The sequence below is a fragment of the Aliarcobacter cibarius genome (assembly GCF_013372265.1).
Classification (GTDB): domain Bacteria; phylum Campylobacterota; class Campylobacteria; order Campylobacterales; family Arcobacteraceae; genus Aliarcobacter; species Aliarcobacter cibarius.
Genome location: NZ_CP054051.1, coordinates 1,906,732 through 1,922,777 on the forward strand (window position 1 = coordinate 1,906,732; position 16,046 = coordinate 1,922,777).

The 16,046-nt window shown below is 27.7% G+C and carries 12 protein-coding genes; 8 read left to right on the plus strand and 4 right to left on the minus strand.

Annotation, left to right across the window (positions count from 1 at the left end):
* Nucleotides 1–41 precede the first annotated feature (41 nt).
* Together ACBT_RS09605 and ACBT_RS09610 are read left to right on the plus strand one after the other, a co-directional pair.
* On the plus strand, nt 42–2,393 hold the full coding sequence (locus ACBT_RS09605) for a dynamin family protein (protein WP_024774643.1): 2,352 nt from the start codon (nt 42–44) through the stop codon (nt 2,391–2,393).
* The gene (locus tag ACBT_RS09610) at nt 2,393–4,417 is read left to right on the plus strand and encodes a dynamin family protein (protein ID WP_024774642.1); all 2,025 of its coding nucleotides are present in this window, start codon (nt 2,393–2,395) and stop codon (nt 4,415–4,417) included. The genes ACBT_RS09605 and ACBT_RS09610 overlap by 1 nt, the downstream gene beginning before the upstream one ends.
* A 12-nt stretch (nt 4,418–4,429) precedes the next feature.
* Here ACBT_RS09610 and ACBT_RS09615 read toward each other — a convergent pair whose 3' ends face one another.
* On the minus strand, nt 4,430–4,984 hold the full coding sequence (locus ACBT_RS09615; RefSeq protein WP_024774641.1) for a PhnA domain-containing protein: 555 nt from the start codon (nt 4,982–4,984) through the stop codon (nt 4,430–4,432).
* 137 nt (nt 4,985–5,121) lie between these two features.
* On the opposite strand from ACBT_RS09615, the gene ACBT_RS09620 reads away from it, so the two are divergent.
* Nucleotides 5,122–5,700 (plus strand): HPP family protein, encoded by a 579-nt coding sequence (locus ACBT_RS09620; protein WP_024774640.1) that lies wholly within the window; start codon nt 5,122–5,124, stop codon nt 5,698–5,700.
* Here ACBT_RS09620 and ACBT_RS09625 read toward each other — a convergent pair.
* Nucleotides 5,695–6,714, minus strand: coding sequence for a L,D-transpeptidase (locus ACBT_RS09625; protein WP_024774639.1), 1,020 nt, complete (start codon nt 6,712–6,714; stop codon nt 5,695–5,697). The genes ACBT_RS09620 and ACBT_RS09625 overlap by 6 nt on opposite strands.
* 134 nt (nt 6,715–6,848) lie before the next feature.
* Here ACBT_RS09625 and ACBT_RS09630 point away from each other — a divergent pair, with 134 nt between their 5' ends.
* Together ACBT_RS09630 and ACBT_RS09635 are read left to right on the plus strand one after the other, a co-directional pair.
* On the plus strand, nt 6,849–8,054 hold the full coding sequence (locus ACBT_RS09630) for a MotA/TolQ/ExbB proton channel family protein (protein WP_024774638.1): 1,206 nt from the start codon (nt 6,849–6,851) through the stop codon (nt 8,052–8,054).
* Between the two features lie 6 nt (nt 8,055–8,060).
* The gene (locus tag ACBT_RS09635; protein WP_024774637.1) at nt 8,061–9,083 is read left to right on the plus strand and encodes an OmpA family protein; all 1,023 of its coding nucleotides are present in this window, start codon (nt 8,061–8,063) and stop codon (nt 9,081–9,083) included.
* Between the two features lie 112 nt (nt 9,084–9,195).
* Here the strand turns inward: ACBT_RS09635 and ACBT_RS09640 are convergent, their stop codons facing one another.
* Both ACBT_RS09640 and ACBT_RS09645 read right to left on the minus strand, forming a co-directional pair.
* On the minus strand, nt 9,196–10,122 hold the full coding sequence (locus ACBT_RS09640; protein ID WP_024774636.1) for a D-2-hydroxyacid dehydrogenase: 927 nt from the start codon (nt 10,120–10,122) through the stop codon (nt 9,196–9,198).
* Between the two features lie 19 nt (nt 10,123–10,141).
* Nucleotides 10,142–11,119, minus strand: a complete 978-nt coding sequence (locus tag ACBT_RS09645; protein ID WP_024774635.1) for a hypothetical protein — start codon at nt 11,117–11,119, stop codon at nt 10,142–10,144.
* Between the two features lie 169 nt (nt 11,120–11,288).
* Here ACBT_RS09645 and prpB point away from each other — a divergent pair, with 169 nt between their 5' ends.
* The 3 genes from prpB (at nt 11,289) to acnD (ending at nt 16,001) form a co-directional block, all read left to right on the plus strand.
* Nucleotides 11,289–12,176 carry a methylisocitrate lyase gene (gene prpB / locus ACBT_RS09650; protein WP_024774634.1) on the plus strand — a complete coding sequence of 296 codons (888 nt, stop codon included), beginning with the start codon at nt 11,289–11,291 and terminating at the stop codon, nt 12,174–12,176.
* Between the two features lie 52 nt (nt 12,177–12,228).
* Nucleotides 12,229–13,338, plus strand: a complete 1,110-nt coding sequence (locus tag ACBT_RS09655; protein ID WP_024774633.1) for a citrate/2-methylcitrate synthase — start codon at nt 12,229–12,231, stop codon at nt 13,336–13,338.
* A 77-nt stretch (nt 13,339–13,415) separates the two neighbouring features.
* Nucleotides 13,416–16,001 carry a Fe/S-dependent 2-methylisocitrate dehydratase AcnD gene (acnD, locus tag ACBT_RS09660; protein WP_024774632.1) on the plus strand — a complete coding sequence of 862 codons (2,586 nt, stop codon included), beginning with the start codon at nt 13,416–13,418 and terminating at the stop codon, nt 15,999–16,001.
* Nucleotides 16,002–16,046 lie beyond the last annotated feature (45 nt).

Sequence of the window (16,046 nt, forward strand, 5' to 3'; positions counted from 1 at the left end):
ATTCGTGGTATTTAACTTTTTTTATTTAGGAGAGTCGATAAATGAGTTTAACAAATGATTATTTTTTATTATACCATGGAATTACATTTCAAAAAAATTTAGAAATTGAAGAAATAGAGACAAAATTAAATGATGATACTTTTACTATCTTCGCTCTAATTATAAGTGCAAATAGAAAAAACTATGAAAAATTTATTAACTTAACATCTTTCAAAACACTTTGTCAGCAGTTGAATATTAAAACTCCATCAAATGCGAATGAATTTTATCATATTCAAGAAAATGTAATTGAACTCATTTTATCAAATAGAACAAAATCTAATCTTGAAATATTAAGCCAAAGTTTTGAATACTTAAGAAATGAAAATATTATTGATAATGATAGTTATACAAAACTAAATTCTTTGTTTGACCATAAAGAGCTTGAATCATTAAAAGATGATGAAAGTGCTGGTTTATCAAAAATTGATGATGATTTTAAGACTTCTTTCAAAGATTTAAAACATAACATTGAAAATATTTTAGTTGAATTAAAAACTGAAATAACAAACCATGAAGTTTTATCAGAACTTAATTCTGTTAATGAATACATAAATAACCAAAAATTCTCAATTGGAATAACTGGTGTTATGAATGCTGGAAAATCTACTATGCTTAATGCTTTAATGGGTAAGGAAATTTTAGGTAGCGCTGTTGTTCCTGAGACTGCAAATCTTACAATTGTAAAACATAATACAACTGATAATGCAAAAGTTTATTATTGGAACACAAAAGAGTGGGAAAAAATTGAAGAGAGCGCAAAAAGTCTAGAAAGCATGAAAGACTTTGTTCTTGAAACAAATAAAGTATTTGGTGAAAATCTAAAAAACTATATAAGACCTACTTCAAGATTTGATGAAGTTGATATAAATGATCTATCGTCATATACATCAGCAGAACACAGTGGAAAAAAATGTAATCTTGTAAAGTATGTAGAACTTGGAAGTAATCTTAAATTTTTAAGTGATGGTATAGAAATAGTTGACACACCAGGACTTGATGACCCTGTTATTCAAAGAGAAGAAATTACAAAAGAATATATTTCGAAATGTGATATGATGATACATTTAATGAATGTATCACAAAGTGCAACACTAAAAGATGTTGAATTTATTATAGATGCTGTTTTATATCAAAATATATCAAAACTACTAGTTGTAATTACAAGAGCTGATACAGTTAGCAAAAAAAATCTTGAAGAAGTTATTGAATATACAAAATCATCAATTCAAAAACAATTAAAAGCACAAAATAAAGACTCTCAACTCGACCATATTTTAAAAACAATAAAATTTATACCTATTTCAGGAAGAATGGCTTTACTACATAGAACAGGAAGAGAAAAAGAGGCTTTAGAAGCTGGATTTACTTTAGAAGATACTGGAATTTTAGAAATAGAAAACTATCTTATGGAAAGTCTTTTTGGAACAAACTCTCAAAAAGGTGATTTAGTTATTCAATCTACAAAAACTCAATTAAATAGATTAATTGAAAAACAAATAGTTTTTAATAATTATGAACTTACTCTTTTAAATAAATCAAAAGATGAATTAGAACAAGAATTAAATGAATTTAACAGAAAAAAAGATTCAAATAAAAGAATACTTTTTAGTATGAGTGAAGATATAAATTATTATAAAAATGATGCAAAATCATATATTGACTCTTTAGAAACATTTTTACAAAGTGAGCTTATGGAGCTACAAAATGTTATAAAACAAAGAGTTGTAAATGACACAAGATATTCTTTAGAAAAAACAAAAAGAAAACCTGAAAACACTAGAGTAAAAGTTATTGTTGAAACTGCAATAAAAGATGGAATCATTGATGTAATCAGAGATTACAGATATAAATTTATAAAAAAATCTCAAACAATTGGTGAACAGTGTGAACAAAAATATCATGATTTAGGTTTTGCAATTGGTCATAAAAATGACAATTTTGATGCAAGAGGTTTCTTTCAAGATGATTTTAAAAGTGGTTTCTTAACTTCAAATAATGAAATTATGGTAAGTCAAATAATCAATGCTGTAAATGGAGCAAAAGAAGGAAAATTAAATGAACTTGATAGAAATATTGAAGAAATAATAAAAGCACAATTTAAAGGAATTGAAGAAGATATTAAAATAAAAGCAAAAAAAGTTAGTTCACTTTTAATAGAAAATTTCTTTGATACACTAAATGCTCCTTTAAGAGGGTTTGAACAAAGATTAAAAAATGAAGAGGAGAGTCTTCAAAATAGAATAGCTACTTTTGAAGAAAATGATAAAAACAAAGCAGAATTATCTATAAATCTTCATAAAAATATTAAAAAACTTGAAAATATTATGTTAAATATTAAAGGATTACACTAATGAGTGCAAATTTAAATATATTAAAAAGCTTTGCTAACGAATATAAAGAACAAAATTCTATAAAAGAAATAGTTTATGAGGATGGTTTAGTAGGAGACATAAAAAAAACTATTGATAAACTTCTTGATGAAAAATTTCATCCATCAATCCAACTTCAATCAGTTTTAAATAAACAACTAAGACGTGCTAGATATCCTATGGAAGTTGCGATTACAGGACAATTTAGTGCTGGTAAATCTACATTTTTAAATGCCCTACTTTCAAGAAATATTTTACCAACAGGAATTACTCCAGTTACATCTAAAGTAAATTTTATAAATTATGGAGAAGATTTCAAATTAAAAATCACATACTATTCAGGTGCTCAAGAGTTTGCTCCAATAGAAAGTATTGCTGATTTTACAGACCAAAGACAAGATGATATGAAAAATATCAAATATTTAACACTTTATGCTCCTCTACCAATTTTAAAAGAGATTTCATTCGTAGATACTCCAGGACTTAACTCTCAATCACAAAGTGATACAGATGTTACAAGAAGAGTTTTAAAAGATGTTGGTGGAATTATCTGGCTAACTTTAATTGATAACGCTGGAAAACTTTCAGAAGCTCAAGTTTTAGAAGAGTATATGCAACATTTTAAAAACAAATCTTTATGTGTTTTAAACCAAAAAGACAAATTAACTCCTGAGCAAGTTATTACGACAACAAACTATGTAAAAGAGAAATTTAGTAAATATTTTGCAAAGGTTGTCCCAATTTCCGCTATAAAGGCTCTGGAAGGTAGAGCAAAAGAAAAAGATATTTTGATTGAAGATGAAAATATAAATCTTTTAACTCAATTAAAAAAAGAACTTCTTACAAAAGACATAGAAGATAGTGCAGATATTGAAAAATTATTAACGGAACACAAAAATAAAATAAAATCTATTAGATTAAGCGATACATCAAGCAATATTAAACTTTTAGAAGACTCAAATATTAAAGAAGTTTTAGATTTTATTGAAACTACAATAAGACCACAAGCAGCTGAAGCAAAAGAGTTTGCTATCAAAAAAGATTTAAGAAGTTTTTGTGACATTTTAATAAAAGAGTACGAAACAATCATAAAAGTTTATGATGCTTTAGTTGAAGTTTTAGAATCTTGCGAGAAAAAAGTTGAAGAAGCCTTTGAAAATATTCACAAAAAGTATTCTAAAGAGCTATTTAATATCTATAATTCTCTTGAAACAGTTATGGAAAAAATTGCAAGTGAAACATTTAAAAATATAAAAAGAAAAAAATCTGTTAGATTCGAAGAGTCAAAATCACTTTTTGGTGAAAAAATAGAAAAGTTTGAATATGAAACATTCTGGATTGATTCTGATGCTGTATATAAAGCACTGTTTTATGATGATCAAACTGTAGATAAAATGTTTAAAAGATCAATCAAGCTTCTAAAAAATATAGAACTTGATACAGATGAAGCATTTAGAGATGTTTATAGATTAATAAAAAGTGATGTCGTAAAGTGGCAAGAACCTTATGAGCTTATAAGAAAACAAAGAGAAATAGCTTCAGATATTGAGTTTTCAAATACAAGACACTTTGCAGCAAAAGTTTATGAAAATGTTTTAAAAGCTTTCCATAAAGCAATTTTAGAAAATATCTCTGCTTTAAGAAAGAAATTTGCATATTTTAATGGTGCTTTATCATATTCATATATCCAAACAACTCAAGCGACCATTGCACATTTTGAACAGCAAATAATTGAATCTGAAGAACTTTACAAAAAAGAACCTAGCAGATTTTCTATATCTCATCCAAGAGAAGATGAAATTGTTGCAAAACTAAAAGCAAATTTTGGTTTTGAGAAAATAGAGGATTTTTTAACTTCAAAAAGAAACTATTTATTTAAAATAATTAAATACTCTAAAGAACAATACTTAGATATAAACAAAGATAGAATTGAATTTATAAAAAATAAAAAAGAACAATATTTACAAAAAATAAAAGATTTAGAAAAGATAAAAGAGGAAATTTAACCCTCTTTATTTTTAAGATTTTTTAAGATACTGAGTAAGAATTACTATCTTAACTCCATTTACTCTACCTTCAATTTGCTCAGGATTTGATGTAAGAGATATATTTCTTACGGCTGTTCCTCTTTTTGCAGTGAATCCAGCACCTTTTACATCTAAGTCTTTGATTATCGTAACTGTATCACCTGCATTTAAAACAACACCATTACAATCTTTATGAACTACTCCATCTTCTATTTTAGAAATTCCAGCTTCTGCCCAAGCTCTTACATCATCTTCTAAATACATCATATCAAGTAAATCTTGATTCCCAAGTTTTTTTAACATTCTATATGATAAAACTTGAACTGCAGGAACTGTACTCCACATAGAATCACTTAAACAAAACCAGTGATTTTCATCTAAAAAACTATCATCTTCAAATTGAGTTTTACATTTATTACATAATAATACAACTTGTTCAATACTTCCATCACTAGGGCTTACCTCAAAAACAGTTAAATCTTGTGTTGATTTACAAAGTTCACAAGAAGAATCGCTTCTATTTAAAAGTTCTTGTTCTATATTCATAAAATTTACCTCATTTCTCAAAATAGCGTAAATTATATCTAAATAAACAAAATTTAAAATTTTGTCAATTTTTATTGACCAAAATCATAAAATTAAAGAAAATTTTCTATTAATATAAACATCAGAGAGGTGTTAAGATGAATTTTTTTTATAGACAGTTTCAAAAGATAAACTCTGAACCAATAGATATTTCAAATATGTTTTGGTCGTGGATTGGTTCTTTTTTAGGAATTATTACTATTGCATTTTTTCATAAAAATTTTTTGGATGATGATAATTTAGTGCTTGTATTAAGTTCTTTTGGAGCTAGCGCTGTTTTAGTTTATGGAGCAGTAAATTCTACACTAGCACAACCTAAAAATTTAATCGGAGGCCATTTAATTTCTGCTATTGTTGGAGTAATTAGTTATAAAATTTTTGCTTCAAATTTATATTTAGCAGCGGCTATTGCCGTTTCAACTTCAATCATAATAATGCAACTAACTCTAACTCTTCACCCTCCAGGTGGAGCAACTGCTTTAATAGCAGTTATAGGAAATGAACAAATCCATGAACTAGGTTTTTTTTATATATTTATTCCTGTATTAAGTGGAGCAATTATTTTATTTTTAATTGCATTTGTTATAAATAATATTCCAAAAAATAGAACTTACCCTACAAGCTATAAACAATTTTTAAAGAAATATTATAAAAAAATGAAAAGAAAAAAGTTATAGCAATATAACTTTTACTTTGCTAGGACCTTTTGTTTCAAAGAAATCTTGTACAATTTTTGCCAATTCTAAAACATCAGAATTTCTCATTCTAATACAACCTGCACTCTCTTTACTTCCTATACTTTTTTCATTTAGTGTTCCATGAATTCTATAAGTTTGATTACCATCAACAATATGAGTAAGATTTAATTTTGCAGCACCCATATAGTTATATTTATGATTTGGAGGTACTACATTTGGTAGAATTATTCCTTTTTTTTCAAAACTTTTTCTTGTATCATTAGTTGGATACCATACAGGATTTAATGATATAGAAGAAATTCTACCCTCTCCTAATGGTTTTTTTACACCATTTTTTGCCGTTGATACATTATAAGTTTTTAATTCTTTTGTATTTTTTCCAAATTTTGATTTTAACTTCATAACATTTTTATTTGAATCAACTTCTATAATTAGCTCTTCATAATCTTGTAAACTCTTATTTGAAATTTCATAATCTTTTGAATTGCCCATATTTAAAGCTTTCAATAAAGCAGTAGAATCTTTATTTTTTTCTTCATTTTCATCAAATTCTTTAAATGAAATATCTCTTAACTCTTCTTCAATATTTGAAGTTACTCTATCTTCATCTTCTACTAATTCTTTTTTTGTCTCTAAATAAATCAATTGAGTATCAGCTTCTTTTTCTTTGATATTAGTTTTTACCTCTTCAACTTTTTTAGTTTCAACTTTATTTATTATAGGTTTTTCTTTTTCTACTTTAGGAATATTAATTGGTTCATTGTTCATAATTTGTTCTTGAACTTTTGTTTGAACCTTTTCTTTATTATTAATATTTTTAATATCTTGTTTTTTTTGATTATTTTTTTCTACTTTCTCTTTACTTTTTGGAAAATAATCATAACTTACAAATTCTAACTCTTCATAAGGCGGCATTGTAGAAACAATAGGAAACTCTTCATTAGAATATAAAAAGTAATTAACCATCATTAATAATATAAAAATCTTTCTCATAACATATCTTTTTTAGTTTTTCTTTATTTTACCTATTATTTCTTTTAAATGACAAATAAATCCTGAATTTACCTATTATAATAGTTTTTTATGTTAAAATTCGCAAAAAAAATTATTTTATTCAAGGAATTTTTATGACGTTAAATGCTGATTTAAAAATTAGCCAAAACTTACAATCAAACTGTAATACAAATTCAAAATTTGTAACTCTTTTGACTGTTCCAGTTTTATTATATTTATTAGTAATTTTATGTTTTATTGGAGTTTTTCCTTTAAAGTTTGAAATTCACAGTATTATTTTAATAGGTTTTATTCTTTTAATCTATCTATTTTTTGTTAAACATAATGCCTTTTATGTTGCTTGTAAATTTAAGACTTTATACCATGATGTTGATGTAAATTTAAAAGAGTATGCAAATAAGAATCAACTTACAATTGGTGATACAACAAAAGCAAATGGTGATGTAGATGATTTTTTACAAGATTATACAAGCAATTTAAGAAATAGCAATTTTTCAAGCATTGCAAGTGGGATTTTCCCAACTTTAGGTATTTTAGGAACTTTTATATCTATTGCTATTTCTATGCCAGATTTTAGTTCAGGTGCTACAAATGCTCTTGAAAGTGAAATTACAAAACTTCTAGGTGGAGTTGGAACAGCATTTTATGTATCAATATATGGAATATTTTTATCTATTTGGTGGACTTTTTTTGAAAAATTTGGAATGAGTAAATTTCAACAGCTATCTTACAAAATTAAAGAAGATACAAAATCTTTATTTTGGACAAAACTTGATATTGAATCAATTCATTTAAAAAGTAACCTTGATAACTTTACAAAAATGAGAGAAATTTTTTCTGAATTAACATCAAGTAATATTTTAGAATCTATAAACTCATCTATAGAAAAAAGATTTCAAAATCTTGAAAATCTTCTTGAAAAAGAGATATTATTAACTTCAAAAATTGATTCAAATATTGAAAACAATGAAAGATTAGTTGTTGCTTTAAATAGTGTATCAAACTCTATTTCAAATATTATTTCAAATTTTGAAAAACAAAAAGATAGATATACATATGTTACAGAAGAGTTGAATTTAAATATCATTAAACTAAATACTCACATGAGTAATCTAAGCTCTGAAAATTTAAAAGCTATTTATTCAAATATTATTAAAAGTATTGAAACAATGAAAGCTGATATGGAAAAAATTGAGTGGAAATTTACTCAAGGATTAGAAAGTTATGATAACAAAATTAAAAATTCTTTAGAACTAATAGATGCTGAAACTTCAAAAATAATTTTAGATTTAACAGAATTTAAAGAGTTGAGTAAGTAGTAAAAAATGTATAAAAAAAATCAAAATAGTGAAGAAAATTTTTGGATTTCTTATGCAGACTTAATGGCTGGATTACTTTTTGTTTTTATTTTAGTAATTGGTTCTATTGTAATAAAATATGCTGTTACTCAAAATATTTTAGAAGAAGAAAAAAAAGCATTAAACTCTAGTGAAGAAGAAAAGTCAAAACTATTTTTAGAACTTGCCAAAGCAAAAAATTTATATGAGAATGCCAAAACCGACATAGAAAATAGTAAAAAAGAGATAAATTTAAAAGCTAGTGAAATTGAAAAACTAAAAGCTTTACTTTTAGATATAGAAGTAAAATTTAAAGATGAGCAGACAAAGACTCAAAATTTGTCAAATGAATTAAATGAAAAAACAAATGTAATAACATTAAGAGATGAAGAAATAAAAATTTTAGCAGACAAACTTTTAGTTCAAACTCAAATTCATCAAAAAATGGTTGAAGAGTTTGATGTAGCAAAACTGAAAATAAAAACTCTAACAGGTCTTAAACTAAATGTTATTGCAAAATTAAAAGAGAAACTTGGAAACTCTATACAAATTGATGAAAAAAGTGGAGCTATAAAATTCTCTTCAAATATCTTGTTTGATCAAGCATCATCTGTGTTAAAAGAGGAATCAAAAAAAGAGTTAAAAAATACTCTAAAAAAATACCTTTCAACACTTCTTGAAGACAAAGAAATTAGAAAAAATATTGAGAGTATAACTATTGAAGGTCACACAAATAGTGATGGAACTTATCTTTCTAATTTAGCTTTATCTCAACAAAGAGCTCAAGCAGTAATGCAATTTTTATATGATTCAAATATCATAGATAAAAAATTAATTAGCAAGTATATAAATTCTAGTGGAAGAAGTGATAGTGATTTAATTTTTGCAAAAGATGGAGTTGAAGATAAAGATGCTTCAAGAAGAATAGAAATTAAATTTAATCTAAAAAATGAAGATGCCATGAAAGAGATTCAAAAATATCTTGGAGATAAAATTGAAAATATTAAATGACGTTTACGTTCCTAAAAATTTAACAAATCTAAGAAAAATTGTAGAAGAGAAGCTTAAAGAGAAAAAGCTTCCTTTTTATAAAAAGATATTCAGACTTTTTTTTAAAAAATAGTTATTTTAAAAAATCTTCTATATTTTTAGCAACTTTTTCTATTAATCTTTTTCTTGCTTCAACACTAGCCCAAGCAATGTGTGGAGTCATAAGAAGTCTTTGTTTATTTACAACTTTTAAAAGAGGATTTGTTTCTTCTATTGGCTCTTTTGAAACAACATCAAGTCCACAAAAAATATCTTTTTCATCTAAAATTTTTGCTAAATCAGCCTCGTTTATAATTCCACCTCTACCTAGGTTTAATAAAATTGCACCTTCTTTAATAAGATTCAATTCTTTATAACCTAATAAATCTTTCGTTTTTTCATTTAACGGTGCATGAATTGATATGATATCACTTGTTTTTAATAACTCTTCAAGTGTTACACTTTTATATTCACTATTTGTATTTTGTCCACTAGTTGAATAGTAAACAATTTCACAATTAAATGCTTTTGCTTTTTTAGCAAGGTCTCTTCCTATTTCTCCAAGCCCAATAATTCCAACTCTTTTATTATCAAGTTCAAGGAATGGAACATCTATATGAGTAAACGTATCACTTTTTTGCCAATTTTGTTCATCTACATATTTTTTATAATAAGTTAATTTTTGAACAAAATAAAAAATCATAGAAAAAGCTAGTTGAATTACACTAGAAGTTGAATATCCAGCAACATTTTTAACTTCAATATTTTTTTCTTTTGTATATTCTAAATCAACATTATTCATTCCAGTTGCAGTTACACAAATCAATTTAATACTTGAATTTTCAAGTTCATCTTTACCAACATAAACTTTATTTGTTAAAATAATATCAGCATTTTTAATTCGGTCTTTTGTCTCATTTACCTTAGTAGTATCATAAGAAATAACCTCGCCAAACTTTGAAAAAATATCAACACTTACATCATATCCCAAAGTTTTTCTATCTAAAATTACAATTTTCATCTATTTATCCTTATAAATTTTAATTTCTTTTTTGACCAATTTTTGGAGGTGTTACCTCTTTTTGTAAATCAATACTAAGGTTATTATAAAAAAGTTCACCATAGTTTGTTTCTCGATTTATTGTCTCATAAGCTTGCTTAATGTCATTATTATATTTAAGAGCATCTTGTAAAATTTTTAATATTTTAACCGACTCTAAAAAATTCACATGAGAAGGTGCTTCTATTGGAGAACTATAATATTTATGCATTCTTTCAACTAAATTTTTATTTCTTATTTCAATAAACACTGACTCGATTGGAGATTTAAAAAATAGAATTTTATTTTTCACATTTATAGATATATATGTTGTTTCCATACCATATATTTTTCTTGAAAATGAATCAAAAAGAAACAGTTTTTTATTATAGTTATTATTAAAAAGTTCATACATCAATTCTAATATTTTTATCTTTTCATCTTTTGTAAAAAAATTTCCAATACTAGCAAAACAAAAACTTAAAACCGATTTTATAGAATACCACTCTGTTGTGTCATAGTCATACCTAAGCATCTGATCTATTCTTTCTTGCTTTAATTCTTCAATATCAATACTTGTTGTATGTTTGTACACTTTTCGTACAGCACTATCTCTATACATAGGTCCTGGAAACTGTGCTTGAATTACAAATCTTCTATTTTTTTCATGTTCAATTATATATTGTAACCTTCCTTTATAGTCTTCATCAATAATTCTAACCTCTTTTTGAGGTATTTGAGTTATTGATTTCAAAAACTCTTCACCACTACAAGCATCTTCCCAAATATAATCTGGATATCTAAAAATTTGACAAATTTTATCTTTTATTTCTTTTGTTGGTTCTATGTTTGTATGATGATCAATCCATGATGTAACCGTTCTTCTGTCTTTATTTATCATAGAGGCAAATCTCGAAATACTTAAATTTGAACGATTATAAATTTCTACAAATTTTTCAATGGAATTTTTAAAATTCATAAGCTTCCTTTAATATTATTTTTGCATATTGTACTATTTTTTAACATAAAAACAAATTTTGTACAATTTAATATTTATGTATAAAAATTGTAATTTTTCATTTATATTAATACAATCATTTTTTATCAAATTTAGTATAATGACTCACAATATTTTTTAAAGGAAGTATATGACAAGTGCAGGAAAAAAATTCAGAGAAGCTTTAAAAGCTTCAAGTCCACTACAAATAGTTGGAACAATTAATGCATACCAAGCATTACAAGCTACAAGAGTAGGACATAAAGCAATCTACTTATCAGGTGGAGGTATTGCTAATGCTTCTTATGGTTTACCAGATTTAGGTATGACAATGATTGAAGATGTTTGTATTGATGTAAGAAGAATTACTTCTATTTGTGATACACCACTAATCGTTGATGCTGACACAGGTTGGGGACATGCTTTCAATGTTGCTAGAACTGTAAAAGAATTTATCAGATCTGGAGCTGCTGGATTACATATTGAAGATCAAGTTGCTGCAAAAAGATGTGGACACAGACCAAATAAAGAGTTAGTATCTACAGAAGAAATGTGTGATAGAATTAGAGCTGCTGTTGATGCAAAAAATCAATTAGACCCTGATTTCTACATTATTGCAAGAACTGATGCTCACGCTTCTGAAGGTCAAGCAGCGGCTATTGCTAGAGCAAAAGCTTACGTTGAAGCTGGTGCAGATGCAATTTTTGCTGAAGCAGTACATACTTTAAAAGAGTACAAAGAGTTTACAGACGCTATGAGCGTTCCAGTTTTAGCAAACATTACTGAATTTGGTGCAACTCCAATGTTCACAACTGAAGAGTTAGCAAGTGTTGGAATTGATATGGTTCTTTACCCACTTTCAGCATTCAGAGCTATGAATAAAGCTGCATTAAATGTTTACCAAGAATTAAAAGACAAAGGTACTCAAGAAGCTGTTCTTGATACAATGCAAACTAGAATGGAGTTATACGATATGTTAAACTACCATGCTTATGAGCAAAAAATGGATGAATTATTTTCAAAAGGAAAAGCTAAGTAATTAGCTTTTCTTAATTTTATTTAAAATTTTAAAAATTAATTAAGGAGAAAATATGAGCGGTTTAGCAGGTGTTATCGCAGGTGAGTCGTCAATTTGTACATGTGGTACAGGACAAGGTTTAAATTATAGAGGATATGATATTGCTGATTTAGCTTTAAAAGCTGATTTCGAAGAAGTAGCTTATCTTTTATTAGTTGGTGAATTACCAAATGAAGCACAATTAAAAGATTTTAGAAGAAAAATCATTGCAGGAAGAGAATTACCAATTTCTGTTAAAAATGTTTTAAAATCAATTCCAGCTTCTTCTCATCCAATGGATGTTATGAAAACTGCAACATCAGCTTTAGGTTGTGTTGAACCAGAAGCAGAAGATTTCTCTGACCAAATGGCAAAAATCATCAGACTTTTAGGAGCATTCCCATCATTTTTAGTTTACTGGCACCACTGGCACAAAAATGGTAAAGAAATCTGTTTAAAATCTGAAGAAACAACAATTGCTGGTTTCATTTTAGAAAGATTAAAAGAGAAAAAACCATTTGATGTTGAAGTTAAAGCTATGAATGCAATGTTAACATTATATGCTGAGCATGAATTTAATGCCTCAACTTTTGCAAACAGAATTACAGCATCTACATTATCAGATATCTACTCTTGTATGACAACTGGTATTGGAACTTTAAAAGGTCACTTACATGGTGGAGCAAACGAAGTTGCTATTAAATTCGTTTTACAATTTGACAATGTTGAGCATGCATTAAAATCAGTTGATGAATTATTTGCTAAAAAAGAAAAAATCATGGGATTTGGACACAGAGTATATAGAAACTTAGACCCAAGATCTCCAGTTGGATTTGAATTAGCAAATGAATTAAAAGAGTTAGAAACATCTGACAAAAAATTATTTGATATTGCTAAAGCTATTAGAGATAAAGTAAAAGCAGATAAAGGTTTACCAGACAATATCGACTTCTTCGGTGGATTAATTTACCACTATATGGAAATCGAAAGATTATACTATACTCCATTATTCATTATGTCAAGAGCTGCTGGATGGGCTGCACATGCATTTGAACAAAGAGCAAACAACAGAATTATCAGACCAAGTTCAACTTACACAGGACCAGATCCAAAACCATTTGTTCCTTTAAAAGACAGAAAATAATCTCTGAAAATTTAGGCTAAAATTTAGCCTAAATTTTTTTTTACAATAAATTTCAAAATAAATGAACGGAAAAGAAAATGACAAACGAAAAATATCTTAAACAGTTAGATGGTTTAGATACTAAATATTATGATGTTAAAAGTGCCGTTGAAGATATCAAAGCTGGATCTTTTGCAAAACTTAACTACACATCAAGAGTATTAGCAGAAAACCTACTTAGAAAATGTCCAAGTGTTGATTTAAAAGATTCACTAATTCAATTAATTGAAAAAAGAACAGACAAAGATTTCCCTTGGTATCCATCAAGAGTTATTTGTCACGATATCTTAGGACTTACAGCTTTCGTTGACCTTGCAGGTCTTAGAGAAGCAGTTGCAAGTAAAGGTGTTGATCCACAAAAAATTAATCCAGTTGTTCCAACTCAATTAATCGTTGACCACTCTTTAGCAGTTGAGTGTGGTGGATTTGATCCAGATGCTTTCCAAAAAAATAGAGATATCGAAGATAGAAGAAATGCAGATAGATTTGATTTCATTAACTGGACGAAAAAAGCATTTGACAATGTTGACGTTATTCCTCCAGGAAATGGTATTATGCACCAAATTAACCTTGAGAAAATGTCTCCAGTTATTCATAACATAGATGGAATTGCATCTCCAGATACACTTGTAGGTACAGATTCACATACTCCTCACGTTGATGCTCTTGGAGTTATCGCTGTTGGTGTTGGTGGATTAGAAGCTGAAAACGTAATGCTTGGAAATCCATCTTATATGAGGGTTCCAGAAATTATTGGAGTTGAAATTACAGGAACAAGATCAGCTGGAATTACTGCTACTGATATTGCTCTTTCATTAACATCTTTCTTAAGACAAAATAATGTTATTTCAGCTTACTTAGAATTTTATGGAAGTGGAATTAAATATTTAGATTTAGGAGATAGAGCAACTATTTCTAACATGACACCAGAATATGGTGCAAGTGCTGCAATGTTTGCTATTGATGATAAAACTATTGATTATTTAAGAATCACAGGAAGAACTCCTGAGCAAGTTAAACTTGTTGAAACTTATGCAAAAGCAAATGGTTTATGGGCTGATAGCTTAGCTGAAGCTACATATGCTAGAACATTGAGTTTTGATTTATCAACTGTTACAAGAACATTAGCAGGTCCTTCAAAACCACATAAATTACTTCCTGTTTCTGCACTAGATTCAGAAGGGATTACTAAAAAAATTGAAATTACAAATGAAGTTATTCCAGATGGTGCTGTATTAATTGCTGCAATTACTTCATGTACAAATACTTCAAATCCAAGAAACGTTGTTGCTGCTGGTTTATTAGCAAAAAGAGCAAACGAACTAGGATTAACAAGAAAAAGATGGGTTAAATCTTCATTAGCTCCAGGTTCAAAAGTTGCTGAACTATATTTAAGAGAATCTGGATTATTAGGTGAACTTGAAAAATTAGGATTTGGTATCGTTGGATTTGCTTGTACTACATGTAATGGTATGAGTGGAGCTTTAGATCCTAAACTTGAAGCAGAAGCTGCTGCTAGTGGTGTTTATACAACTGCTGTATTATCTGGAAACAGAAACTTTGACGGAAGGATTCACCCATTCATAAAAGAGGCATTCTTAGCTTCACCACCACTTGTTATTGCTTATGCACTTGCAGGTAGTATCAGATTTAATATTGAAACTGATGTTTTAGGTAAAGATAAAGATGGAAATGATATTAGATTAAAAGATTTATGGCCAACTGATGCAGAAATTGATGCTGTTGTAAATAGTGCTGTAAAACCTGAAATGTTTGGAAAAATTTATGATCCAATGTTTGCAAAAGGTGCAAAAGAAGCAGCTGAGCCATTCTATAAATGGGATGCAAAATCAACATACATTCAAAAACCACCATACTGGGAAGATGCTTTTATGAGTATGCCTGCTCTTAAAAACTTAAGACCACTTGGAGTATTCCCAAATGATATTACAACTGACCACTTATCACCTTCAAATGCTATTCAAGCAAAAAGTGCATCTGGTGAGTATTGTTTAAAAATGGGATTACCATTAGAAGACTTAAACTCTTATGCAACACATAGAGGTGATCATAATACTGCTTTAAGAGCAACTTTAGCAAATCCAAAATTATTTAACGAAATGGTTAAAGATGAAAATGGAAATGTTAAACAAGGAAGCTTGACAAAAATTATGCCAGAAGGTAAAGAGTCAAGAATGTGGGAAGCTATAGAAACTTATATGGAAAGAAAACAACCATTAATTATCATAGCTGGAACAAACTATGGACAAGGAAGTTCTAGAGACTGGGCAGCAAAAGGTGTAAGACTTGCTGGTGTTGAAGTTTTAATTGCTGAATCAATTGAAAGAATTCACAGAACTAACCTTGTTGGTATGGGTGTACTTCCACTACAATTTAAAGATGGTGAAACAAGACACACTTACAAAATAGAAGGAACTGAAACATTTGATATTCTAGGAAATATTGAGCCAAGAGGTGATTTAACTGTTTCTATGACTAGAGCAAATGGTGAAAAAGTAGAATTCAAAGTTACTTGTAGATTAGATACTTCTGCTGAAGTTGAAGTTTACAAAGCTGGTGGAATCTTACAAAAATTCGCAAAAGACGTTATTGCAGCTAAATAATGTTTTTTAAAGTGAAGCTTTTTAGCTTCACTTTTTTTAATTATG